The sequence below is a fragment of the Streptococcus cameli genome (assembly GCF_053207365.1).
In genome coordinates this window covers 108,397-133,587 of record NZ_JBRUIM010000005.1, presented here as the reverse complement: position 1 = coordinate 133,587, position 25,191 = coordinate 108,397, and the positions used below count along the sequence as shown (strand labels likewise).

The 25,191-nt window shown below is 40.9% G+C and carries 24 protein-coding genes, 1 tRNA gene and 1 other RNA gene; 20 read left to right on the top strand and 6 right to left on the bottom strand.

Going from position 1 to position 25,191, the window contains the following annotated elements; all coding sequences use genetic code 11:
- Positions 1-47 precede the first annotated feature (47 nt).
- The 8 genes from hemW (at position 48) to galE (ending at position 5,761) form a co-directional block, all read left to right on the top strand.
- Entirely contained in the window at positions 48-1,190 is a 1,143-nt protein-coding gene (gene hemW, locus ACVR1I_RS09435) for a radical SAM family heme chaperone HemW (RefSeq protein WP_447443773.1), read from the top strand.
- A 1-nt stretch (position 1,191) separates the two neighbouring features.
- On the top strand, positions 1,192-1,926 hold the full coding sequence (locus ACVR1I_RS09430; RefSeq protein WP_447443772.1) for an acyl-ACP thioesterase domain-containing protein: 735 nt from the start codon (positions 1,192-1,194) through the stop codon (positions 1,924-1,926).
- Positions 1,919-2,545, top strand: coding sequence for an NUDIX hydrolase N-terminal domain-containing protein (locus ACVR1I_RS09425; RefSeq protein WP_447443771.1), 627 nt, complete (start codon positions 1,919-1,921; stop codon positions 2,543-2,545). Before ACVR1I_RS09430 ends, ACVR1I_RS09425 begins: the two co-directional genes overlap by 8 nt.
- A 58-nt stretch (positions 2,546-2,603) precedes the next feature.
- Positions 2,604-2,759: an NUDIX domain-containing protein gene (locus ACVR1I_RS09420; protein WP_447443770.1), complete on the top strand. Its 156-nt coding sequence runs from the start codon at positions 2,604-2,606 to the stop codon at positions 2,757-2,759.
- A 260-nt stretch (positions 2,760-3,019) separates the two neighbouring features.
- Positions 3,020-3,793, top strand: a complete 774-nt coding sequence (locus tag ACVR1I_RS09415) for a TIGR01457 family HAD-type hydrolase (protein WP_447443769.1) — start codon at positions 3,020-3,022, stop codon at positions 3,791-3,793.
- Complete coding sequence (locus ACVR1I_RS09410; protein ID WP_447443768.1) at positions 3,783-4,424, top strand: TIGR01906 family membrane protein; 642 nt, start codon at positions 3,783-3,785, stop codon at positions 4,422-4,424. Before ACVR1I_RS09415 ends, ACVR1I_RS09410 begins: the two co-directional genes overlap by 11 nt.
- Before the next feature lie 79 nt (positions 4,425-4,503).
- On the top strand, positions 4,504-4,680 hold the full coding sequence (rpsU, locus tag ACVR1I_RS09405) for a 30S ribosomal protein S21 (protein WP_000048054.1): 177 nt from the start codon (positions 4,504-4,506) through the stop codon (positions 4,678-4,680).
- A gap of 64 nt (positions 4,681-4,744) precedes the next feature.
- Complete coding sequence (gene galE / locus ACVR1I_RS09400; protein WP_447443767.1) at positions 4,745-5,761, top strand: UDP-glucose 4-epimerase GalE; 1,017 nt, start codon at positions 4,745-4,747, stop codon at positions 5,759-5,761.
- Positions 5,762-5,848: 87 nt separating this feature from the next.
- On the opposite strand, the gene mscL is transcribed toward galE, so the two are convergent.
- Complete coding sequence (mscL, locus tag ACVR1I_RS09395; RefSeq protein WP_447443766.1) at positions 5,849-6,220, bottom strand: large conductance mechanosensitive channel protein MscL; 372 nt, start codon at positions 6,218-6,220, stop codon at positions 5,849-5,851.
- 157 nt (positions 6,221-6,377) lie between these two features.
- On the opposite strand from mscL, the gene dnaG reads away from it, so the two are divergent.
- From dnaG to ACVR1I_RS09380, 3 genes are all read left to right on the top strand, one after another.
- Positions 6,378-8,186 carry a DNA primase gene (gene dnaG / locus ACVR1I_RS09390; RefSeq protein WP_447443765.1) on the top strand — a complete coding sequence of 603 codons (1,809 nt, stop codon included), beginning with the start codon at positions 6,378-6,380 and terminating at the stop codon, positions 8,184-8,186.
- Positions 8,187-8,188: 2 nt separating this feature from the next.
- Entirely contained in the window at positions 8,189-9,310 is a 1,122-nt protein-coding gene (gene rpoD, locus ACVR1I_RS09385) for an RNA polymerase sigma factor RpoD (RefSeq protein ID WP_447443764.1), read from the top strand.
- Positions 9,311-9,516: 206 nt separating this feature from the next.
- Complete coding sequence (locus tag ACVR1I_RS09380; RefSeq protein ID WP_447443763.1) at positions 9,517-9,849, top strand: metal-sulfur cluster assembly factor; 333 nt, start codon at positions 9,517-9,519, stop codon at positions 9,847-9,849.
- Positions 9,850-9,881: 32 nt separating this feature from the next.
- On the opposite strand, the gene ACVR1I_RS09375 is transcribed toward ACVR1I_RS09380, so the two are convergent.
- On the bottom strand, positions 9,882-10,478 hold the full coding sequence (locus ACVR1I_RS09375; protein WP_447443762.1) for a TVP38/TMEM64 family protein: 597 nt from the start codon (positions 10,476-10,478) through the stop codon (positions 9,882-9,884).
- A 107-nt stretch (positions 10,479-10,585) separates the two neighbouring features.
- Here ACVR1I_RS09375 and ssrA point away from each other — a divergent pair.
- Together ssrA and ACVR1I_RS09365 are read left to right on the top strand one after the other, a co-directional pair.
- Positions 10,586-10,934: a transfer-messenger RNA gene (ssrA, locus tag ACVR1I_RS09370) on the top strand.
- Positions 10,935-11,022 (top strand) — tRNA-Ser (locus ACVR1I_RS09365).
- Positions 11,023-11,099: 77 nt separating this feature from the next.
- Here the strand turns inward: ACVR1I_RS09365 and ACVR1I_RS09360 are convergent.
- The 3 genes from ACVR1I_RS09360 to ACVR1I_RS09350 are packed head-to-tail and all read right to left on the bottom strand — an operon-like array spanning position 11,100 to position 12,991.
- Entirely contained in the window at positions 11,100-11,897 is a 798-nt protein-coding gene (locus ACVR1I_RS09360; RefSeq protein WP_447443761.1) for a hypothetical protein, read from the bottom strand.
- Between the two features lie 19 nt (positions 11,898-11,916).
- Positions 11,917-12,624, bottom strand: a complete 708-nt coding sequence (locus ACVR1I_RS09355; RefSeq protein WP_447443760.1) for an ABC transporter ATP-binding protein — start codon at positions 12,622-12,624, stop codon at positions 11,917-11,919.
- A 1-nt stretch (position 12,625) separates the two neighbouring features.
- Positions 12,626-12,991: a GntR family transcriptional regulator gene (locus ACVR1I_RS09350; protein ID WP_447443759.1), complete on the bottom strand. Its 366-nt coding sequence runs from the start codon at positions 12,989-12,991 to the stop codon at positions 12,626-12,628.
- Between the two features lie 120 nt (positions 12,992-13,111).
- Between ACVR1I_RS09350 and ACVR1I_RS09345 the strand changes: the two genes are divergently transcribed.
- The 3 genes from ACVR1I_RS09345 (at position 13,112) to pyk (ending at position 18,851) form a co-directional block, all read left to right on the top strand.
- Positions 13,112-16,216, top strand: coding sequence for a DNA polymerase III subunit alpha (locus tag ACVR1I_RS09345; protein ID WP_447443758.1), 3,105 nt, complete (start codon positions 13,112-13,114; stop codon positions 16,214-16,216).
- Positions 16,217-16,299: 83 nt separating this feature from the next.
- The gene (pfkA, locus tag ACVR1I_RS09340) at positions 16,300-17,313 is read left to right on the top strand and encodes a 6-phosphofructokinase (protein ID WP_447443757.1); all 1,014 of its coding nucleotides are present in this window, start codon (positions 16,300-16,302) and stop codon (positions 17,311-17,313) included.
- A 32-nt stretch (positions 17,314-17,345) separates the two neighbouring features.
- Positions 17,346-18,851, top strand: coding sequence for a pyruvate kinase (gene pyk, locus ACVR1I_RS09335; protein WP_447443756.1), 1,506 nt, complete (start codon positions 17,346-17,348; stop codon positions 18,849-18,851).
- 58 nt (positions 18,852-18,909) lie between these two features.
- Here the strand turns inward: pyk and ACVR1I_RS09330 are convergent, their stop codons facing one another.
- The gene (locus tag ACVR1I_RS09330; RefSeq protein WP_447443755.1) at positions 18,910-20,022 is read right to left on the bottom strand and encodes an NAD(P)/FAD-dependent oxidoreductase; all 1,113 of its coding nucleotides are present in this window, start codon (positions 20,020-20,022) and stop codon (positions 18,910-18,912) included.
- 88 nt (positions 20,023-20,110) lie between these two features.
- On the opposite strand from ACVR1I_RS09330, the gene ACVR1I_RS09325 reads away from it, so the two are divergent.
- From ACVR1I_RS09325 to ACVR1I_RS09310, 4 genes are all read left to right on the top strand, one after another.
- Complete coding sequence (locus ACVR1I_RS09325; protein WP_447443754.1) at positions 20,111-20,728, top strand: DUF459 domain-containing protein; 618 nt, start codon at positions 20,111-20,113, stop codon at positions 20,726-20,728.
- A 55-nt stretch (positions 20,729-20,783) separates the two neighbouring features.
- Positions 20,784-21,326 (top strand): signal peptidase I, encoded by a 543-nt coding sequence (lepB, locus tag ACVR1I_RS09320; RefSeq protein ID WP_447443753.1) that lies wholly within the window; start codon positions 20,784-20,786, stop codon positions 21,324-21,326.
- Positions 21,327-21,467: 141 nt separating this feature from the next.
- Positions 21,468-23,282 (top strand): glutamine--fructose-6-phosphate transaminase (isomerizing), encoded by a 1,815-nt coding sequence (gene glmS, locus ACVR1I_RS09315; protein ID WP_447443752.1) that lies wholly within the window; start codon positions 21,468-21,470, stop codon positions 23,280-23,282.
- A 150-nt stretch (positions 23,283-23,432) separates the two neighbouring features.
- Positions 23,433-25,187 carry a PTS mannitol transporter subunit IIBC gene (locus ACVR1I_RS09310; protein WP_447443751.1) on the top strand — a complete coding sequence of 585 codons (1,755 nt, stop codon included), beginning with the start codon at positions 23,433-23,435 and terminating at the stop codon, positions 25,185-25,187.
- Positions 25,188-25,191: the final 4 nt, after the last annotated feature.

The following is a 25,191-nucleotide window of genomic DNA, read 5'->3' as shown; positions in this document are numbered from 1 at the left end:
TTGACTTCATCAAAAAGGAAATAGTGTATTTGTGTTATAATAAATCTATGTTAAAAAAACCAAGTTCGGCCTATATCCATATTCCATTTTGTACCCAGATTTGTTACTATTGTGACTTTTCTAAGGTCTTTATAAAAAATCAACCAGTCGATGAATACTTGGAAGCCCTCATCTCCGAAGTGAAGTGGTATGATTTACCAGCCCTTCGCACACTCTACATTGGTGGTGGGACGCCATCGGCCTTATCAGCAGAACAGTTGGACTACCTCTTGACCAATCTGGAAAAAGTCTTGGACTTGTCCCAACTGGAAGAATTTACCATAGAAGCCAATCCAGGGGATTTGACGGAAGACAAGATCGCGGTGCTTCAAAAATCAAAGTGCAACCGTGTTTCATTAGGCGTGCAGACATTTGACAATAAAATGCTCAAACGAATTGGCCGCAGCCACAACGAGAGCCAAATTTATGAAACCATTGATGCCCTAAAGGCGGCCGGATTTTACAACATCTCCATTGATTTGATTTATGCCTTACCAGGACAAACCATGGAGCAGGTGGTGGACAATGTGGCCAAGGCTTTGGCTCTAGACATTCCCCACATGAGCCTGTATAGTTTGATTTTAGAGAACCACACGGTCTTTATGAACCGTCAGAAACGTGGTCGCCTGCATTTGCCAAATGAAGACGTCGAATCAGAAATGTTTGAGTACATTTTACAAGAGTTGGAAAAAAATGGTTTTGAACACTATGAAATCTCCAATTTTACCAAACCGGGATTTGAAAGCCGGCACAATCTCATGTACTGGGACAACAGTGAATACTACGGCTTGGGAGCAGGTGCTTCAGGCTACCTAAACGGCATGCGTTACCGCAACCGTGGCCCAATCCAGCATTACCTCAAATCAATTCGTGAGAAGCAACATGCTCGTTTGCACGAAGAGATATTGACGCTAAAAGAACAGATGGAGGAAGAGATGTTCTTGGGACTGCGAAAGAAAACTGGAATCTCCATGAGTCGATTTAATGAGAAATTTGGTGTTTCCTTTGAACATCGCTATGGGGAGATTGTGGCTGATTTAATCAAGGAAGGTTTGCTCCAACAAGAGGGAGATACCATTCGCATGACCAAACGTGGTTTGTTTTTAGGGGATACCGTTGCCGAACGGTTTATCATAGACGAGGAAGAATAAGATGGGATTGCAATACAAAGAAAGTTTTACCGTACCCTTTGCCATGACGGATGTCAAACAAGAGATTATTTTGTCACAGTTTATTTCTTATTGTTTGGGTGTTTCTGGTCGACAATCAGAAGCCATTGGCCGTAGTGACTTAGATGTCTTTGAACAATATGGCCTGGTCTGGGTGGTCACAGACTACGATATGACTATTAACCGCTTGCCACGCTACAATGAAACGGTTACTATTGTGACAGAAGCAGTGTCTTATAATAAATTTTTCTGTTACCGAAAATTTTATATTTACGATGACAAGAGTGAATTGTTGATGGATCTCTTGTGCTATTTTGTTTTGATTGATTTTCAAACACGTCAGCTAACCCCTGTACCAGATGACTTGATTGCTCCTTACCAGTCTGAAAAAGTGAAAAAATTGCAACGGGCACCTCGCTACCAAACCTTGGAAGAGCCCGACAGCAAGGATTACCGCATCCGGTATTTTGACATCGATATGAATGGCCATGTCAACAACAGCAAGTACCTAGAATGGATGTATGATGCCTTGGATTATGCCTTTTTATTGGAACATAGACCCAGCCATCTTCAGTTAAAATACGTCAAAGAAGTCTCGCCAGGTGGGATGATTACGTCCAGTGTCAAGCAAGACGGACTAACTAGTCAGCATGAAATCTGGTCAGATGGGCAAATCCATGCCCAAGCAATTTTGAACTGGGAGAGACGCGATGCATAAGGAAGATAAGTGGCTGGAATGGGCTGTTCGGTTGCAGTCTCTGGCTCAAAATGGCCTGGCTTATACGACCAATGCCTTTGACAAGGAACGTTTTGAAGAAATTCGCCAGATTGCAGCAGAAATGTTGGTGACGCCATCTGATTTGCCTTTGGAAAAAGTCGAAGAGCTCTTTTGCAACGAAACAGGCTACCAAACTCCCAAATTGGATACCCGCGCAGCTATTTTCAAAGACGAGAAAATCCTCTTGGTTCAAGAAGCAGATGGGCGTTGGGCACTGCCGGGTGGTTGGTGCGATGTTGACCAATCAATCTTAGAAAATACCATCAAAGAAGCCAAAGAAGAAGCAGGGCTAAATGTGCGTGCAGAGCGATTGATTGCAGTATTGGACAAGCATAAGCACCACCCCAATACCAAGCGGTTCGCTCATCATGTGACCAAAGCTTTTGTCTTGTGCACCAGTCTTGGCGGGGAATTTGTTCCCAACAATGAAACGATAGCCAGTGGCTATTTCAGTTTGGACCAATTACCAGTTTTATCCGAACAAAAAACGACTGCAAAACAGCTGGAGATGTGTTTTGAAGCCAGCAAGGCAGACTACTGGGAAACCCGATTTGATTAAGGGGGAGTGATGGCACGTACAGAACCCGTTGTCTTGACCAATATGTGTATGATCTAAGATGGCACAAAAATTCTCGTTCAAAAACGTAAGGATCCGAACTGACCAGGATTGGTATTTCTGGCGGGGCCATGTTGAAAAAGGAGAATCCTTTATCGATGCGACCATTCGGGAGGTCTATGAGGAAACTGGTTTGGCCATTTCAGATTTGCACTGATGTGGTGTCAAGCAGTTTACCCATAGTGAGGGTACGCCTCGCTGTCTAGTCTTTTTGTACAAAACCAATCAGTTTTCAGGTGAGTTACAATCGTCTGAAGAGGGAGAAGTGTTTTGGATAGAGCGAGCGGGTTTGGATTAGTATCAGCTAGTAGATGGCTTTGAACACATGTTGCCGATTTTTGAAGACAATCATTTGAGTGAGAATTTCTTTTTTATAGAAGAGCAGAAATGGCAGTTTAAAAATAGATAGGAGAGAATATGGCTTATCAAGGGTATTTGATTGATTTAGATGGAACGATTTACAAGGGCACCACTCGGATTCCAGCTGGTGAACGGTTTGTGCAGCGATTGCAAGAAAAGGGGCTTCCCTATCTTTTTGTGACCAACAACACCACACGGACTCCACAGCAAATTAAGGATATGTTAGCCAACCAATTCCAAGTGGAAACGCCACTTGAGACCATTTATACAGCTGTTCATGCAACGGTTGATTTTATGGATGACTTAGGAAAAGGGAAAACGGCTTATGTCATTGGCGAAGAAGGATTGAAGTCGGCCATTGCTGAAGCAGGCTATGTTGAGGACACAGAGCATCCAGCCTATGTCGTTGTTGGACTGGATTGGAACGTCACTTATGAAAAACTGGCTCTGGCAACACTAGCCATTCAAAAGGGAGCGGTCTTTATTGGGACCAATCCCGATTTGAATATCCCGACGGAGCGAGGACTGTTGCCAGGAGCTGGGTCGCTCTTAGCTCTTTTAGAAGCTGCAACTCGCATCAAACCAATTATCATGGGCAAACCAGAAGCTACCATTATGAACAAGGCTTTGGAGCGTTTAGGAACGGAGCGTGAAAAAACAGTGATGGTGGGGGACAATTACCTGACCGATATCCGGGCTGGAATTGATAATGGCTTCCCAACTCTACTTGTTTTAACAGGATTTACAAGAGCGGAAGAAGTTGCCAATCTTCCAATCGCACCGACCCATGTTCTTGACAGTCTTGATGAATGGAGTATGGATGAAGACTAAATTACAAATTACCTCAACAGTGGTGACAATTCTATCATCATCCGTTCTGTTGACCATCTACTTAGCCTGGGTCTTTTACCCGCTTGAAATACAGTATTTTGAACTGGAAAAGATTGTCTATTTGAAGGCAGAGGATATTTCCTATAATTTTAATATTTTGATGAACTACCTGACCAATCCATTTTCTTGGGAATTGGACATGCCGAATTTTGCCTCTTCTAAAGAAGGGCTTCACCATTTTCAAGATGTGAAACTCCTCTTTCATCTTTGTCAAGGGTTATTCTTACTGAGTCTTCCGTTGAGTATTGATTTCTTCAAGGAAGTCATCATGAAGGGCTACGGGACTATCTATCGCCGTTTCTATATATGGATGGCCCTAGTGCCAGTTCTTGTCGCTCTAGTGGGTGTCTTGATTGGCTTTGACCAGTTTTTTGTCCTATTTCATCAGGTTTTATTTCCTGGAGATAGCACTTGGCTCTTTAATCCAGCAACCGACCCAGTTATTTATATCTTACCAGCTGAGTTTTTCTTACATTGTTTCTTATTGTTTTTCTTCCTCTATGAAACGCTTTGCTTGGCAATACTAACGTTTCATTTTTTTCAAAGAAAAAAGTTTCTGAAAACAGGATAGAATCAATAGGTAAGCCTTGACTTTTTCAAAGGGACATAGTATAATAATGTAGACTTTGAAATTGAGGGGAGTGAAAATAATGTCTAAAACAGTAGTACGCAAGAATGAATCTCTTGATGATGCTCTTCGTCGTTTCAAACGTGCGGTTACCAAAGCTGGTACTCTTCAAGAAACACGCAAACGTGAATTCTACGAAAAACCATCTGTAAAACGTAAACGCAAATCAGAAGCAGCTCGTAAGCGTAAAAAATTCTAATAATAGATGAAAGACAGCTGCAATGCTGTCTTTTATTTTTGTCAACTATCTCAAAGGAGAAAAAATGAGTATCTTAGTAACAGGTGGCTGTGGCTATATCGGTAGTCATACGGTTGTAGAATTGCTTGAATTAGGTCATGAAGTAGTCATTGTCGATGACCTTTCTAATGCAAGTGTCCTTGTGATTGATCGAATCGAACAAATCACTGGCAAACGCCCACGATTTTATCAGCTGGATGTAGCAGAAAAAGAAGGACTTCGAACTGTTTTTGAACAAGAAAATATTGACGCTGCCATTCATTTTGCAGCCTTCAAGGCAGTAGGTGAATCTGTTCAAAAACCAGGGATGTATTATGAGAATAACATCATGTCCATCTTATCCTTGGTCGAAGTAATGGCCGAATATGATGTGAAAAAGATTGTCTTTTCATCTAGTGCGACTGTTTATGGCAGTCTCAATCCATCTCCATACCTGGAAAATATGCCTGTCGGAGTACCAACTAGTCCTTATGGGCAAACTAAGGTCATGTGTGAGCAAATCCTTCGTGATATCTTTGTTTCTGATAACAATTGGTCGGTTGCGCTCTTGCGATACTTCAATCCAATCGGCGCTCATGAATCTGGTTTAATCGGTGAAGATCCATCAGGGATTCCAAATAACCTCATGCCGTTTGTGGCTCAGGTTGCTGTCGGCAAGCGAGAATACCTCAGCATTTTTGGAAACGATTATGACACAGTTGATGGCACTTGTGTTCGCGATTATATCCACGTCGTTGACCTTGCAAAAGGACATGTGAAAGCACTAGATGTCTTGAATAAAGCGCCACAAGTCTATACCTACAATCTCGGTTCAGGCCAAGGAACCAGTGTTCTTGAGTTGGTCAATACCTTTGTAGAGGAAACGGGAGTAGAAGTACCTTATAAAATGGCACCACGCCGGGCAGGGGATTTGCCAGCCTTTTATGCAAATGCTGACAAAGCATTGGAAGAATTAAACTGGAAAACAGAAAAATCCATTGAGGATATGTGCCGTGATACATGGAATTGGCAATCGAAAAATCCAAATGGATACGAAGGTTAATCGTTCAAAAAAAAGAAGTTGTCGTTGACAACTTCTTTTGTATTCATATAAAAGAAAAAGGCAGCGAATCTACCTTTTTATATGTGATTATTTGTTTTTCAACAAGTCACGGATTTCTGCAAGAAGTTCTTCTTGAGTTGGTGCAGCCACTTCAACCACTTCTTCCTCTTTTTTAGGCATTGCTTTTTCAGCAGCTTTTACTACGAAGAAGAGAGATGTCCCAACGATTAAGAAGTTGATGATGGCACTCAAGAAGCTACCATATTTCACACCATTCCAAGCTAATTCTGCAATGTTTTCAACATTTGCAGCTTTCAAGGCTGGGTTTAAAACAAGTGGAGTGATGATATCTTCTACAAATGAAGTGATGATGGCACCAAATGCACCACCGATGATAACCGCTACTGCAAGATCAAGAACGTTGCCACGGAACAAAAATGCTTTTAAATCTTTTAACATATCCTAAATATGTCCTTTCATAAAATATTTTACTTAATTATTATATAGGTTTTTATTTTTTTTGCAAGCTATGTGCTTTGAAAATTTACATTTTTTGAAAATTAGGTTACAATAAAGTATGTTAAAATGTGTTTATTCTACATAGAGAGGAGAGACCATGATTTCAAAAGAGAAAATTAATGAAATAAAGCAATCTGTCAACATTGTTGATGTGATTGGTGAAACGGTTGCTCTTACAAAGAGTGGACGCAATTATCTCGGTCTCTGTCCCTTTCACGGAGAAAAAACACCTTCCTTTAATGTTGTAGAGGATAAGCAGTTTTACCACTGTTTTGGTTGTGGACGTTCTGGAGATGTCTTTAAATTTGTGGAAGAATCTCGTGGCATCTCATTTTCAGAAAGTGTGCAAGTTGTTGCTGAAAAATCTGGCTTTCAACTAGATGTTCAACCATCTTATTCTCGCCAAATGCAACAAAGAAATCATCCTCATCAAATTTTGTTTGATCTTCATTCAGAAGCCACAAAATTTTACCATGCTTTTTTGATGACGACTAAGATGGGAGAAGCTGCTAGGGAGTATCTGCACAATAGGGGGTTGACAGATGATGTGATTCGGCATTTTCAAATAGGTCTTTCTCCACAAGAACCCGATTATCTTTTCCAGCATTTGTCAAAGCAGTATAATGAAGATGATTTGTTGGCGTCTGGGCTTTTTAATACAGGAAATAACAATCTAGTTTATGATGCTTTTCAACATCGGATTATGTTTCCGTTGATGGATGAGCATGGTAGGGTCATGGCCTTCTCAGGTCGAAAATGGACAGTAGCAGATCTAGAAAATAAAGAATTAGCAAAGTACAAAAACAGCCGTGGAACAGCAATTTTTAATAAAAGTTACGAGCTTTATCATTTGGATAAGGCCAAGGCTTCGATTAAAAAAGAATGTGAAGTCTATGTGATGGAAGGTTTCATGGATGTCATTGCTGCTTATCGTGCAGGTATTGACAATGCCGTTGCCTCAATGGGGACTGCCTTAACACCTGAACATGTGCAACACCTGAGCAAATTTACTAAAAAGCTGGTGCTTACATACGATGGAGACAAGGCAGGTCAGACAGCCACCGCTAAAGCGCTTGAAGAGTTGTCGGCCTTTGATGTTGAAATTGTCTCTTTGCCAGACAATATGGACCCTGATGAATTTATTGCCAAAAATTCGGAAGAAGCATTGGCTCAGGCGCTTACCAAATCTCGTTTGAGTAGTGTTGAATTTTTGATTCATTACTACAAGCCAGAAAATCCAGATAATTTGCAGATGCAAATTGATTTTGTGGATAAGATGGCTCCCATTATTGCACAAACGGCATCTATCACTGCTCAAAATTCCTATATTTATAAAGTAGCGGATGTGCTGAGTGATTTTGATTACCAGCAGGTTGAGGACGTTGTGAACCGTGTTAGACTGTCTAAGCGTCAGGAAAGAAGAGATTATTTACAAGGCGATACCCAAGGCTATCTTGCTCATCCGAATGTTCAAGCACCGATTGTTTTACAGCAGTCTAAGCTAACCAGTCTTGTTCGGACTGAAAATCAACTCTTAGCCCGTATGGCAGAACACTTGTACATCTTAAATGAATTTCGATTGCGTGAGGATTTTGAGTTTGCGACACCAGAATTGCAGGTTCTTTTTGGCATTTTAAAAGAAAATGGTGAAATCACCTCTTTTGAATTGTCGCAACTGGATGAATCAACTCAAAGAGCCTGGTATCTGGTTTTGGAAGAAAAATTACCAAAAGAAGTGGGTTCAAATGAAATCGAAGATTTAGAAACCCATCGCAATCGCGAATTACTAAAGAGGGACAATCGACAAACCTTGCGTGTGGTTCGTGAGCAATCGCATGTTGGTAATACTGACCAAGCCCTTGATGAGTTGGCAAGACTCATCGCCCAAAAAAGAAAAATGGAGTAATTATGGCAACCAAAAAAACGGACAAAAAAACAGAAGTGACAACTTTTGATGTTCAAGTAGCGGAATTTATCCGTCATCATAAAAAAGAAGGCACAGCTATTGATGATGAAATTAATGACAAATTAGCTGTTCCATTTACATTAGATGCAGATGGCATTGATGATTTATTGCAACGCATTCAGGATGCTGGTATTTCGATTGTTGACAAGGATGGCAATCCAAGTTCTCGTGTCATGCAAACCGAAGAAGAGCCAGAATTATCAGATGAAGAATTGTTGGGCAGTAATTCAGCTAAAGTGAATGATCCAGTCCGGATGTATTTGAAAGAGATTGGGGTTGTTCCACTCTTAACCAATGAAGAAGAACAGGAATTGGCTCTTGCAGTTGAAGCTGGAGATGTAGAAGCCAAGCAACGCTTAGCAGAAGCTAACCTTCGTTTGGTTGTATCGATTGCAAAACGCTATGTTGGCCGTGGCATGCAGTTTCTTGATTTGATTCAAGAAGGAAATATGGGTCTGATGAAGGCCGTGGATAAGTTTGACTATTCAAAAGGGTTTAAGTTCTCTACTTATGCCACATGGTGGATTCGTCAGGCGATTACCCGTGCGATTGCGGATCAAGCCCGTACCATTCGGATTCCAGTTCATATGGTTGAGACCATTAACAAACTGGTCCGTGAACAACGCAATCTTTTGCAAGAATTAGGTCAAGACCCAACTCCAGAGCAAATCGCAGAGCGGATGGACATGACACCGGACAAGGTGCGTGAAATCCTGAAGATTGCGCAAGAGCCAGTTTCTCTTGAAACCCCAATCGGTGAAGAAGATGACAGCCACTTGGGTGATTTCATTGAAGATGAAGTGATTGAAAACCCAGTTGACTATACGACGCGTGTCGTTCTTCGTGAACAATTGGACGAAGTATTGGATACCTTAACAGACCGTGAAGAAAATGTCTTGCGTTTGCGTTTTGGTTTGGACGACGGGAAAATGCGGACTTTGGAAGATGTCGGTAAGGTCTTTAATGTGACTCGTGAGCGGATTCGTCAGATTGAAGCTAAAGCGCTTCGCAAACTTCGCCATCCAAGTCGTAGCAAACCACTCCGTGACTTTATTGAGGACTGATACACTTAAAAAATACCTTTTATCAAGATGAGAAGATTGTTCAGTCTGTTGGGGAGATTTTTAATACCCGATAGCTGACATCAGATCCCTCGTGAAAATGATGCAAACGACTTGATCTTAATATTGTAGAATATTGGTTAAGATAGAGAGTATATCCTAGCTAGCTTACTTGAAACAGGAAGAGAGCTGGATGAGAAAGGAATTTCATGTCAGAAAAAAAATATAGCCCTGAGGAAATTGAGGTCATTAAAGAAAAGATTTTTGTTGCATTAGAAGAAGTCATTGACCCAGAATTAGGCATTGATATTATCAATCTTGGTTTGATTTATGAAATTCGTTTCATCGATGGAAAAGCTGAGATTGATATGACCTTAACGACAATGGGCTGTCCATTGGCGGACTTGATTACCGATCAGATTCACGATGTGTTAGGCTCTATCCCTGAAGTGACCGAAGTCGATGTTCGTTTGGTTTGGTCACCAGCATGGACTGTTCAAAAAATGAGCCGCTATGCTCGTATTGCTCTAGGAATTCGTTAAAAAAGTCTTGAAACAATTTGTTTCAAGACTTTTTATTTTGAAAACCATTCTTGCAACCATTGAGCACCATAAATCCAAAAATAGCTGTAACCAAGGATTGACAAGGGCTTTGTCAAGAGAATAATGGTTAAAAATTTTTTATAGCTCATGCTGGTTAGACCAGTAATCATGACCAAAATATCTGCTGGGGAGATAGGAGAAATCATGCAGAGAATAAAGAAAAGCTCGTAGCCACGTTTGTCGTCAATCTTGCTTTCATATTTGTAGAAGGTTTCTTCTGTCATAAAGAGAAGACAGAATTTTTTTCCATAAGTGCGTGACAGCCAAAAGAGAATGATACTGCCAATGACAATTCCGATATAATTGATGAGCAGGCCATTCCATAGTCCGAAAATGAGAAAGCCAACAACAGTTGTGACACCGCCTGGAATGATGGGAAAGACAACTTGGATAATCTGAAGAAATGTATAGGTTATTGCTCCCATGCTTCCCTGATTTTCAATAAATTGTTTAAGGGCATTTTGGTCATGCAAAATCCCGATTTTATAAAGCCATACCAATAAGATACCTGTTGCGATAATCACTAGAATACTTAGGATATGGATTGTTTTTTGCCAAAATTTATACATAAGACTATTTTACCATAGAAGGGGACCTTTCTTCTTTTTTTGCTGTTTCGGAAAATATTTTTGCATTTTCCAATAGAATATGTTAGAATACTCTTTGTAATAACTTAGGGGTTGTTACGGATTCGACAGGCATTATGAGGCTTGTTCTGCAACTCGATTGGCGGCGTAACCGCTCAGTTTAAATATAACTGCAAAAAATACAAATTCTTACGCATTAGCAGCCTAAACACCTGCCTGCGTGACTAGATAGAAATTGCTTGTGTTTCTCGTCTGGTCTTAAAAATAGCAAGCTACGTTGAAAGAGGGTCAGGATCTTTCAAAAGAGATGTTCTGAATCGCCCACACTCGGCTTGAGTTATGTGTCTGGTAGGGGTTAAATCAATACATAGCCTATAGTTGTAGACGAATAAGTTAGCAGGTGTTTGGACGTGGGTTCGACTCCCACCAGCTCCATATGGAAGATTACTCAAGAGGCTTAAGAGGCCGTGTTGGAAACGCGGTAGGCGTGTAACAGCGTGCGTGGGTTCGAATCCCATGTCTTCCGTATCGTGATGATGAAGTATTGCAAGCAATACTTTTTTCTTTATAAGAATAGCTGAGGCGGTTGCCTCAGCTTATTTTTTATTGTAGGTTTAACTTCTTGGTCATGATGTAATGCGTTCCAAAGTAGTAGACTGGGATCAAGATAATGTTCAAGATGAGATGGAAAGGATGGCTGAATGGGAAGAAAACTTCCGAATTGGATGCGGAAAATAAACCAAGGCTAAGGGTAGCGATACTTGAGAATGTTCCAAGTACAAAGGAAATACCAACATAAGCGACAACTGCCATTAAGACTCTATGGTCTTTAAACAGTTGGCCAATCGAAATGGCAAAGTAAGCCAGTAAGATGCTACTGATAGACTCTAGAAAGCCGTTAACAATCAGGTTCCAGAAAGGGAAATCAATGCCTTCAAATTCTAGTAAAGCAGTCCAAATACCTTTTTGAATTTCAGGATAGACTTCTGTTGGTATGGCCAAGAATCCGATAATGGCAATACTCAAGGCTGTCATCAAACCAGCAAGTGTATACCAGATATAGGACGCAAGAAACTTGCTGAGGATAATTTGGTGGCTGGTGACAGGAAGGGTCATGGTTAAGTAGCCTTCTCGCCCGTAGATGTTGGAATAAAAACGACGAATGACTAATATAAAGGTGGAGATGCCGAGTCCCGCAATGAGTAACATAAAGGCAAACCAACTAATTCCAAAGAGCCAACCTTCAAACTCAGGTCCAGTTGATACATTTTCTATTGAACGATTGACAACTGAACGCATCCAAAATCCTAGAACAACAGATAGGAGTGTGATTAAGCCATAGAGACTCAGGTACCATTTTCCAAGTGATTTAAATTCGTATTTTAGTAATTTTTTAAACATATTTTATCTCCTTTCTGGACTAGGCTCTAAAATCTCTGCGGAAGAGCTCGTCGATGGACTCACCACTTTCGATGCGCAAATCGTCAACATTGTCATGGCGAATGATGCTACCATTTTGAATGAAGATAACTTCATCTAAGATTTGTTCGACATCTGAAATCAAGTGTGTGGAGATGAGAACAGAAGCAGTCGGTGAGTAGTTATTGATGATAGTCCGAAGAATATAGTCACGGGCCGCAGGATCGACACCACCAATCGGCTCATCCAATACATAAAGGAGGGCTTGGCGGCTCATGACTAAAATCAATTGCACTTTTTCCTTGTTTCCTTTAGAGAGGTGCTGCATGCGTAATTCAATATCAATACCTAAATCATCAAGCAAGTGAAGTGCTCTGGCTTCGTCGAAGTCTTCGTAAAAGTCTTTAAAGTAAGCAAGTGCCTCTTTGACCTTCATATGGTCATCTAGATAGGTGGTATCTGGTAAGTAAGAAACAATTTTCTTTGTTTCAGGAGATGGCTCCATACCATTGATGAGAATTTGGCCGTATCCTGGCTGCAGCAGACCGTTCAATAATTTGATCATAGTTGTCTTACCAGAGCCGTTTGGACCTAATAATCCGATGATTTTCCCAGCACCAAGTTTGAGATTGATATTGTTGAGGGCGACTAAACCGCCATACGCTTTTGATACTTGTTTGAATTCAACAAGATTTAGTTGGTTTTCCATATTATGCTCCCTTCAAGTAGTTGTCCAATAATTGCGTTAATTCTGACTGGTCAAAACCGAGTGCCAACATGTTGGTCACAAAGTTTTCCAATTCATTTTGTGCCAGTTGGATACGGGTCTTTGCAATTAAGTCTATATTGTCTGTCACAAAGCGTCCTGTTGTGCGGACAGAATAGACAAAACCTTCTGTTTCCAAATCGGATAATGCCCGTTGGACGGTATTTGGATTGACACCAGCTGTTTCGGCTAAATCACGCACAGTTGGGAGTTTGTCTCCTGATTTTAATTGTTTTGTGACAATTTGCAGTTTGATAATGTTCGTAATTTGAACATAGATGGGAATATTGTTATCAAATTTCCAAGCCATAGTCTGTTCCTTTCTGTTTATTTGTCTTAAATATATAATACAATAAAACAAAATGGAATGCAAGTATTATTTCTTTTTTTTTTGTATAATAGTGTAAAAGAGATTTTAAAGGAGGAAGCGATGCTGGCGCAATTAGATACAAAGACGGTATATAGTTTTATGGATAGTACTGTAACGATTGAAAAATACGTTTCTCGTGCTAAGGAACTTGGCTATACTCATCTTGGCATCATGGATAGCAATAGTTTGTATGCAGCTTTTGGGTTTATGGAAATGTGTCATAAGGCTGGCATTTCTCCCATTATTGGCTGTGAAGTAGAGTTGGAGCAAGAAGGGATCTCTTTCAGGCTTCAAATGGTAGCTCTTACTAGTCATGGTTATCAGCAGTTATTGAAAATTTCTACGCTGCGTATGTTGGGGGAAAAACAACTTGAAGCTTACTTCCAGTATTTTTCAGATGTCGCCCTTATCCTTCCTTACAAAGAATACGAAAAGAACCTTCGTTTAGATTTTGACTATTATATTGGAGTGTATGGCGATACGCCTGTACAGGGCTTTCCGAGACCGATTCTACCACTTTATACTGTGCGGTATTTTGATGAAAGTGACAGGGAGACTTTGCAGGTACTTCATGCGATTCGGGACAATACCAGTTTAAATGAAGTCGGAGAGTTGGCTCATCACCAGCAGTTGTTACCACCAGAAAAGCTAGAAGAAGTATTTGCGGGACGGTTTCCAGAGGCCCTGGTCAATCTCTCACAGTTGGTTCAAGGCATTTCCTATCAGATTAACCGCGATTTAAAGTTGCCTCGGTTTAACAGAGAAAAAGAAGCCGTAGTGGAATTGCAGGAGAGAGCGCAAGCGGGCTTGGTTGCAAAAGGCTTAACAGCCTCCATCTACCAAGAACGCCTCAACAAGGAATTGGGCATTATCCACCAAATGGGCTTTGATGACTATTTTTTAATTGTCTGGGATTTGCTGCGCTTCGGCCGTTCACAAGGGTATTACATGGGAATGGGACGTGGATCAGCAGTAGGGAGTTTGGTTGCCTATTCCTTGGAAATCACAGGCATTGACCCTGTCAAACATGGCCTTCTGTTTGAACGTTTTTTGAATGAAGAACGTTACAGTATGCCAGATATTGATATTGATATACCGGATATCTACCGTGGGGAGTTTATTCGCTATGTTCGCGAGCGCTACGGCAGTTACCACAGTGCCCAAATTGTGACCTATTCGACCTTTGGAGCCAAGCAGGCGATTCGTGATGTCTTTAAACGATTTGGAACACCTGAGTATGAATTGACCAATATTACCAAAAAAATCTCGTTTCGGGACAATTTGCATTCTGCCTATGAACGAAATGCTTCTTTTCGTCAGTTGATAAACAGCAAGCCTGAATACCAGAAGGCCTTTTCATTGGCACAAGCAATCGAAGGGCAACCTCGCCAGACCTCTATTCATGCAGCAGGTGTGGTCATGAGTGATGCTGATTTGACCGATTGTATCCCGCTTAAGCAGGGCGAGGATATGTACATTACCCAGTACGACGCCCATGCGGTGGAGGCCAATGGTCTGTTAAAGATGGATTTTCTAGGTTTGCGCAATCTGACTTTTGTTCAAAAAATGAAAGAAGCTGTTGCTGAAAAATATGGGAAAACAATTGTCATCGAAGAGATTGATTTAGAAGACAAACAAACCCTTTCCTTATTTGCAAAGGGCTTGACCAAAGGGATTTTCCAATTTGAGCAACCGGGGGCCATCGCTCTTTTGAAACGTGTTCAACCGGCTTCTTTTGAAGAGGTAGTGGCTACAACTAGTCTTAATCGTCCGGGGGCGAGTGATTATTCTGATAATTTTGTGAACCGAAAGCACCAAAAAGAAGCAGTCGATCTGTTGGATTCCTCTATTGCTTCTATTCTAGAGCCGACCTACGGCATTATGCTCTATCAGGAGCAAGTCATGCAGATTGCGCAAGTTTATGCTGGTTTTACTCTTGGAAAAGCCGATTTGTTACGTAGGGCCATGTCGAAGAAAAATGCCGCTGAAATGCAGAAGATGGAAGCAGCCTTTTTGATGGGAGCTACTCAGCTAGGACACGACCCGGAAAAGGCCAAACATATTTTTGCCATGATGGCCAAGTTTGCAGGTTATGGATTTAACAGAAGTCACGCTTATGCCTATTCAGCTCTTGCCTTTCAACTGGCTTATTTTAAGGCTCACTATCCGGATGTCTTTTTTGACATCATGCTTAATTTCTCAAGCAGTGATTACATTACCGACGCTTTGCAATTTGGTTTTGAAGTAGCCAGTTTATCCATCAATTCGATTCCCTATCATGATAAATTTGACCAAGGCCGTATTTTTATGGGCTTGAAAAACATTAAGGGACTCCCGCGGGAATTTGCTTTTTGGGTGATGGAAGAACGTCCGTTTAAGAGTGTGGAAGACTTTGTCTTACGCCTACCTGCTCCCTTTAAAAAAGTAGAACTTTTGACACCGCTCGTGCAACTTGGTTTGTTTGATCTTTTTGATAAAAATCGGAAAAAAATTATATCGAATTTGGAAAACCTATTTGTCTTTGCAGATGCCTTTGGTAGTTTTTTTGCCGAAGAAGAATACAGTTGGGCAGAATCAGATGATTACGCTGACCTTGAAAAATACGAGATGGAACAAGCCATTATCGGGGTTGGTCTGAGTCCACATCCCTTGCTTCAAATCGCAAAAGAAAGTGCGAAATCTTTTCTGCCGATTGCTGATTTAGTAGAAGGAGAGCGCGTGACGATTTTAGTGCAAATTCAGCAGATTCGCCAGATTCGAACCAAAAAAACTGGGGAACTCATGGCTTTTTTACAGGTGACGGATACCAAAAAACGTATGGATGTAACGCTTTTTCCAGAAACGTATCAAAAATATATGAATTTGTTAAGCGAAGGAGTCCTGTGCTATTTATCGGGTAAGGTACAAGAAAGAGATGGCCATCTGCAATTGATACTGGATGATCTGGAATTAGCCAGCTCAGAGAGGTTTTGGATACTAGTAAAAGATCAAACAAACGATGCTGAAATTGCAGCTATGCTAGGTCAATTTCCAGGATCAATTCCAGTGATACTACACTATCAAAATACCAACCAGACAGTTCGTGTACAGGGATTTTCGGTTCAAAAATCAGAGGAATTACAGAATCGATTGTGCCATCTATCAGTGAAAACGGTTTTTCGATAAAAAATAGGGAAAAGTCAAGCAGACTCGCCTCGGATATGTTATAATAATAAAGTTGAAATGAAAATTTAAAGGAGAATGTGTGAATGAAACGTATTGCCGTTTTAACCAGTGGTGGAGACGCTCCTGGTATGAACGCTGCTGTTCGTGCAGTTGTTCGTAAAGCACTTTATGAAGGCATGGAAGTCTACGGGATTAACCGTGGTTATGCCGGTATGGTTGAAGGAGATATTTTCCAGTTTGATACAAAGGGAGTAACCAATATCCTATCTCGTGGAGGTACTTTCTTGAAATCAGCTCGCTATCCTGAATTTGCCAAGTTAGAAGGGCAATTAAAAGGAATTGAGCAATTAAAAAAACATGGAATTGAAGGCGTTGTTGTGATTGGTGGAGACGGTTCTTACCATGGCGCCATGAGATTAACAGAACATGGCTTCCCAGCTGTTGGTGTACCAGGTACGATTGACAATGACATTGTCGGAACAGACTATACCATCGGATTTGATACAGCTGTTCATACGGCTGTTGAAGCGATTGATAAGATTTGTGATACTTCCCACAGTCATAAGCGTACTTTCGTTGTTGAAGTAATGGGTCGTAATGCTGGTGATATTGCTGTTTGGACAGGTGTTGCTACTGGTGCTGACCAAATCATCATTCCTGAAGAAGGATATGATATTAACGAAGTGGTTAAACGTAACATGGAAGGCTATGAAAAACGTGGCAAGAGCCATGCGATTATTGTCTTAGCAGAAGGTGTCATGTCAGCTGATGAATTTACCAAGAAAATGAAAGAAGCAGGAGATACAAGTGATCTTCGTGCGACAAACCTTGGTCACATTCTTCGTGGTGGTAGCCCAAGTCCACGTGACCGTGTGCTAGCTTCGTGGATGGGAGCACGTGCCGTTGAACTTCTGAAAGAAGGAAAAGGCGGTCTTGCAGTTGGTATTCAAGATGAACGTTTGATTGAAAACAAAATTCTTGGAACAGCTGAAGAAAACGCTTTGTTTAGCTTGGCAGAAGATGGCAAAATTGTGGTTAACAATCCACATAAAGCCCGCTTGGATTTGGCTCAATTGAGTCGTGAATTACGTCGTTAATCAATAACTAAAAAATAGGAGAACTCTTTAAAATGAATAAACGTGTCAAAATCGTTGCAACCCTTGGTCCTGCGGTTGAATTCCGTGGCGGAAAAAAATTCGGTGACGATGGTTACTGGGGAGAAGAATTGGATGTAGAAGCATCAGCTGAGAAAATTGCTCAGTTGATCACTGAAGGTGCTAACGTCTTCCGTTTCAACTTCTCGCATGGTGACCATGCTGAGCAAGGTGCACGTATGGCAACTGTTCGTCGTGCAGAAGAAATCGCTGGTAAAAAGGTTGGTTTCTTGTTGGATACAAAAGGTCCTGAAATTCGTACAGAATTGTTTGAAGATGGTTCAGGTCAATTCGAATACAAGACTGGTGATCAATTACGTGTTGCGACAAAACAAGGTATCAAATCAACAAAAGATGTGATTGCTTTAAACGTTGCTGGTGGCTTGGATATCTTTGATGATGTTGAAGTCGGAAAACAAATCCTTGTTGACGATGGTAAACTTGGTTTGACGGTTATTTCAAAAGATGAAGAAACACGTGAGTTCCTTGTTGGTGTTGAAAATGATGGCGTGATTGCTAAGCAAAAAGGTGTGAACATCCCTTACACTAAAATTCCTTTCCCAGCTCTTGCTGAACGTGACAATGCAGATATCCGTTTTGGTTTGGAGCAAGGTTTGAACTTTATCGCGATTTCATTTGTTCGTACAGCAAAAGATGTTGAAGAAGTCCGTAACATCTTGCGTGAAACTGGCAATGAGCATGTTCAATTGTTCTCTAAAATTGAAAACCAACAAGGTATTGACAATATTGATGAGATTATTGAAGCATCAGATGGTATCATGATTGCTCGTGGTGACATGGGTATTGAAGTACCATTTGAAATGGTTCCAGTTTACCAAAAAATGATTATCACAAAAGTTAATGCTGCTGGTAAATCAGTAATCACTGCAACAAACATGCTTGAAACAATGACTGACAAACCTCGTGCAACTCGTTCAGAAGTTTCAGATGTGTTTAATGCTGTTATTGATGGAACCGATGCGACTATGCTTTCAGGTGAGTCTGCAAATGGTAAATACCCAGTTGAGTCTGTGCGTACTATGGCAACAATTGCCAAAAATGCACAAACACTCTTGAACGAATATGGTCGTTTGGATTCGACAAACTTTGAACGCACTTCTAAGACAGAAGTTGTTGCTTCTGCTGTAAAAGATGCGACTCATTCAATGGATATCAAATTAGTTGTTACCGTTACTGAGACTGGTTTCTCAGCACGTCAAATTTCGAAATACCGTCCAGATGCAGATATTTTAGCGATTACCTTCACTGAAAAAGTTCAAAAATCACTCATGATTAACTGGGGTGTTATTCCAGTTGTAACTGAAAAACCAGCTTCAACTGACGATATGTTCGTATTAGCAGAAAAAGTTGCTAAAGAACAAGGTCTTGTACAGCCAGGTGATAACATTGTAATTGTTGCTGGTGTACCAGTCGGCGTATCTGGATCAACCAACACAATGCGTGTCCGTACAGTATTGTAATAAACAGAAAAAACTTCGAGCAATCGAAGTTTTTTGTCATCTTCAGTAAAAAGAGAGCTCAGCTCTCTTTTTTGATGTAATTTGCTGGGGTGTAGGGGATGCGGTTAAAGGGATTGTTCTTACCGGCTATTTCTTGTGCTAGTTGCCAACCGATAAATGGACCAGATGTTAGACCAGATGAGCCGAGACCACTAGCGACCCAAATGTTGGGGTTATCTGCTAGGTTGCCATAAAATGGTAAGAAATCTGAGGTGTAAGCTCGTGTTCCAACCCTGGTTGCTGCGACAGTGGAATTAGCTACTGCTGGGATAAACTGACTGGCAATGTCTTTCATCGCTTGAATCTTGTTGGTATCTATTGTCAAATCATAGTTCATATCATCTTCATGGGTTGCACCAATCACTAACTTTCCATTTTCAAAGGGTAAAATATCGATTTCACCATGTAGCATACAACCAGGCCAAGACTCAGTTTCGTACTGTGTTTGAATTTCAAGGAGTTGCCCTTTTTGTGGTCGAATATCTACTTGGTAGGAAAGAGAAGAGAGGATAGTGGGTAACCAGGCACCGCATGCTAGTAAAAGGTGATCAAAAGAGAGTTCTTGTTCCTCAATCAGGACAGTCTTTTCATCTCTTAGTGTGGCTTCTCCTTTAAGGATCTGCCCGCCGTTTTTTAGGATGAGCTGTTGGAGGTGTTCCAGTAATTTTTCGCCATCAACACGCCCTCCACCACTGGCTAAAATGGCTCCTTGTTGGGTTGTCAGAGGAGGGATAAGTTGTGTGAGCTCTGCCCCAGTCCAAATAGACAAATCGCCAATGTCTTTAGCTGTTTTTCGTCTTTCAGTAGCCATGCTCTGCAATTTTTCCAAAAGAGAGGCCTTATTTTTAAAGACCAGAGTCCCTGTTTGTTGATAGGGGAGATCTGGGATACCTGCTTCTTGTAGATCGATCATGAGTTGTTGGTAGAAGCTAGCACCACTGGCAGTTAAAGCATACCACTCCTTGTTTCGTCTTTGAGAAAGCCAGGGGCAGATGATGCCTGCGGCAGCTCGAGTAGCTGTGCCAATCCCCTTATCGATTAGTGTAACTGTCAAACCTTGTTCTTGAGATAGATAGAAGGCTGCCGTCGATCCGACAATTCCTCCTCCAATGATGATAACGTGTTTTTTCATAGCCTAAGTATAGCACAAATCGTCTTCTTTTGACTATTTTTTGCAAGATGGTACAATAATAGGAAATGAATGGTAAAGGAAATGATTGATGGAAGATGTGATGAATCCTGCGGTTTTGACGCTGGGAAACGGCTCGATAAAGGTTGCCGCAGTTGGGGATAGTTTGACCTATGGTTATGGTCTGGAAAATCGAATCCAAGATGCTTATCCCTCTATTTTATTAGAAAAATTAGGCCACAACTATCAAGTGATCAATTATGGTATGAGTGGTAGGTCCCTTTTGTCAACTTCAGATTATCCCTATTTTCAAGAAAAAAATGCCCAAGAATCTCTAAAGAGTCAGGCGGATATTGTCATTGTGATGATTGGAAGCAATGATAGTCGCGCAGCTTATTGGAACAAAGAACAGTTTTTAAAGGAATACCGTCAAATGGTAGCAGCCTACCAAGAGATGGAAAGTCAGCCAGATATTTTATTAGTGGTACCTCCTCATGTGCCGACAAGTCGTTTTGGACTCAATAATACCGTTGTTGAAGAGGTCTTGCAAGTCGAGATTCCAAGGATTGCCAGTGAGCACAAAGTGGATGTTGTGAATTTATATCCAGTAACCAAGGGACATCCTGAATATTACAGTGATGGTCTACATTTGACACCCTTGGGGAATCGCGTGATAGCTGAGGAGATTTTGTCCGCTTTGTTAGCGTAAGCCCTCTCCCATTTTCATGAAAAATATGCTATACTAATAGTAGGAGAGTGAAAAAATGGTAAAGAGAGAATTATTTGAACGAATAGGATTACTGATTTTCTTGATTGTCGGTTTACTAGTTTTGAGAATCTGGTTTTTTGAACCAGTTCGGATCAATGATCAAATGGCCAATGCCTATCTTGGAAACAGTGATCTAGTCATTGCAGTAAAAAATCCAGAAATCAATTATGGGGAGTTCCTTGTGTATGAAGTAGATGGAAAAGAATACGCAGGACGTGTGATTGCTATGGCAGAGGATCAGGTAACTTATATGGATGATGTCCTCTACCGGAACGAAGAAGTCGTACACGAAACCTATCTTGATAAAGTTCACACGCAAGATTATTTTACAGAAGATTTGACAATTGATAGTTTGACACAAGGTGCTTTCCAATCGGTTCCTAAAAAACACTATCTTATTTTAAATGACAATCGATTGGATAAGCGAGATAGTCGTGAATTTGGATTGATTTCAGAGGAACAAATTGTAGGGAAATTAGCATTTCGAGTGACTCCATTGGAGCAATTTGGTTTTATCGAAACGGGACTAGCTCAGTAGAGCTAGTTTTTTTGTGTAAAATTAGACTATACCAATATTTTTGTTGACAGATTCAAATGCTTATTATATACTGTTTTTATTGGTTTTCATGAAATGAAATCAGACTATACCAATTTATAAATGAAAGCAAGGTAATAGAATATGTGTGGAATTGTTGGAGTAGTTGGAAATCGGAATGCAACGGATATTTTAATGCAAGGCTTGGAAAAGCTTGAATACCGTGGCTATGATTCAGCTGGCATCTTTGTTGCAAATGGGGCAAATAATGGACGGTTAATCAAGTCTGTTGGTCGCATTGCCAATTTGCGTGAAAAACTAGGAATCGATGTAGCAGGTGAAACAGGTATTGGCCATACACGTTGGGCAACTCATGGTCCAGCTTCAGAAGACAATGCACATCCGCATACATCAGCAACTGGCCGCTTTGTTTTGGTCCACAATGGTGTGATTGAAAACTATTTGGCCATCAAAGAAGACTATTTAACAGGTCATGACTTTAAGGGGCAAACCGATACTGAGATTGCTGTTCATTTAATCGGTCAATTGGTTGAAGAGGGATTATCTGTTTTGGAGGCTTTTAAAAAAGCACTTCATATCATCGAAGGTTCCTACGCTTTTGCCTTGGTGGATAGCGAAAATCCAGATGTGATTTATGTAGCAAAAAACAAATCTCCACTCTTGATTGGGGTCGGTGAGGGCTACAACATGGTGTGTTCAGATGCCATGGCCATGATTCGTGAAACTTCTGAGTTCATGGAAATCCATGACAAAGAGTTGGTTGTGTTGACCAAGGACAGCATCACTGTCACAGATTACGATGGAAACCCATTGGAGCGTGAAACCTACACGGCAGAACTTGATTTATCCGATATCGGAAAAGGAACTTATCCGTTCTATATGTTGAAAGAAGTGGATGAGCAACCAACCGTTATGCGGAAATTGATTTCAACTTATGCTGATGAAGCTGGCAATATGAAGATTGATGAAGCGATTATCAAATCAGTGCAAGAAGCGGACCGTATTTACATCTTGGCGGCTGGAACGTCATACAATGCTGGTTTTGCTTCAAAAGCCATGCTGGAGAAATTAACTGACACACCGGTTGAATTGGGAGTGGCTTCTGAGTGGGGTTACAATATGCCACTCTTGAGCAAAAAACCAATGTTTATCCTTTTGAGTCAATCAGGTGAAACAGCGGATAGTCGCCAAGTTTTGGTGAAAGCCAATGCCATGGGCATTCCGAGCTTAACCGTGACCAACGTTCCAGGTTCTACGCTTTCACGAGAGGCGACTTATACTATGTTGTTGCATGCTGGTCCAGAAATTGCTGTTGCATCAACAAAAGCCTACACAGCTCAAATTGCAGCCCTAGCCTTTTTGGCAAAAGCAGTTGGAGAAGCCAATGGAAAACAAGAGGCTATTGATTTTGACTTGGTGCATGAGTTGTCACTTGTGGCACAATCTATTGAAGCAACGCTTTCAGAAAAAGATATGATTGCAGATAAGGTTGAAAAACTCTTGTCAACGACTCGCAATGCCTTTTATATTGGCCGTGGAAATGACTACTATGTAGCCATGGAAGCATCTTTGAAATTAAAAGAAATTTCCTATATCCAGTGTGAAGGTTTTGCGGCAGGAGAATTGAAACACGGAACCATTTCCTTGATTGAAGATGGGACTCCAGTGATTGGCTTGATTTCGTCCAGTGAAATTGTAGCTAGTCATACACGCGGAAATATTCAAGAAGTGGCTGCGCGTGGAGCTAGTGTCTTGACCGTGGTGGAAGAAGGCTTGGACCGCGAAGGCGATGACATCATTGTCAACAAAGTGCATCCATTCCTAGCAACGATTGCAATGGTGATTCCAACTCAGTTGATTGCCTACTATGCATCCTTGCAACGTGGCCTTGACGTTGACAAACCTCGTAACCTTGCAAAAGCGGTTACTGTTGAATAATCAAAATCTACCCTTGCGGTAGATTTTTTTGTGTCACAAAATTTGTGACAAGGTTTTAGTTTTCTTGCAAGCAGAGTCATTATATAATAGACTTATTAAAAAATGACTGCCTTATCTTAGATAAGGTAAATTTCCAAAAGGAGTAGAAAAATGGAAAATGGATCTTCATTGAAAGTTCGGATTCAAAAACTCGGAACTTCCTTGTCAAATATGGTCATGCCCAATATTGGTGCTTTTATCGCTTGGGGAGTCATAACAGCTCTCTTTATTGCGGATGGTTATTTACCAAATGAAAAAATTGCGTCAACAGTAGGTCCTATGTTGACTTACTTATTACCACTTTTAATTGGTTATACCGGTGGACATATGGTTCACGGTCAGCGTGGAGCAGTAGTGGGCGCCATTGCTACATTTGGTGCCATTGCAGGTGCATCAGTGCCTATGTTTATTGGTGCGATGATTATGGGACCTCTTGGTGGATGGAGTATTAAGAAGTTTGACGAGGCATTTCAACATAAAATTCGTCCAGGTTTTGAGATGTTGGTCAATAATTTCTCTGCAGGTTTGATTGGATTTGCACTATTACTATTGGCTTTCTTCGGAATTGGTCCAATTGTCTCTATCTTAATTGAAGTTGTAAAAGCAGGGGTTGAAGCTGTAGTTAGTGCGAATCTTCTTCCGATTGCAAACATTATTATTGAACCAGCGAAAGTTCTCTTTTTAAATAACGCTCTTAATCATGGAATTTTTACACCACTAGGTACGGAGCAAGTTGCAGAAGCAGGTAAATCAATCCTTTATCTGTTAGAAGCTAACCCTGGCCCAGGTCTTGGTATCTTATTGGCTTATGGTATCTTTGGAAAAGGTTCTGCTAAATCATCTTCATGGGGAGCTACAATCATTCATTTCTTTGGTGGAATCCATGAAATTTATTTTCCATATGTAATGATGAAACCATTGATGTTTCTTGCTGCTATCGCTGGAGGTGTTGCAGGTACTTTCACATTCCAATTGCTGGATGCAGGCTTGAAAGCTCCGTCGTCACCAGGTTCTATAATTGCTATTATGTTGATGGCTCCAAAAGGTTTTGCTCCTCATTTTAATGTTCTTGCAGGTGTCTTAGTTGCTGCTATTGTATCCTTCCTTGTCGCTTCCCTTATTTTGAAAGCAGATAAGTCAGAAACAGATGACCTTGCTGATGCACAAGCTGCGACTAAGGCAGCAAAGGCTCAAGCAAAAGGCCAAGCAGTTGTGGGGGCAGTACCTTCAGAAATTTCAACCAATACAGTTCATCAAATTATCTTTGCTTGTGATGCTGGAATGGGTAGCTCAGCAATGGGTGCTTCTCTTCTACGTGATAAGGTGAAAAAAGCTGGTTTAACAATTCCAGTTACAAACAATGCGATTTCAAACTTGACAGATGAGCCAAACACATTGATTGTAACCCAAGAAGAATTGACACCGCGTGCAGCGCAACGCACTCCACGTGCTATCCATGTGTCCGTTGATAACTTTTTGACTTCTCCTCAATATGATGATATTGTTTCTCGATTAGCAGGTGACAACTCCCCAAAGTCTGAAACAACTTCAGTAGTGGGTGTTGCTGAAGTTGACCTCAAAACAATTGAAAAAATTATCTTTCCATACAATCTAGCTCAAGGATCTGCAACAATGGGCAAAGAAACCTTGCGTTCTATTCTTGCACAAAAAGCTATTCAAACTCCAGTTGAAACCAGTTCTTATTCAGAATTATCATTGGTAAATAGTACCAAAGTTCTCTTAGTTGGAACAGCAGCAGTTGTATCAGAAGCCAAAGAATTAGCACCGGATTCCCAAGTGTTAGTCGTTGATAGTCTTGTAGCAACACCAGCTTATGATAAACTGGTTTCACATTCGCAAAACTAATTTA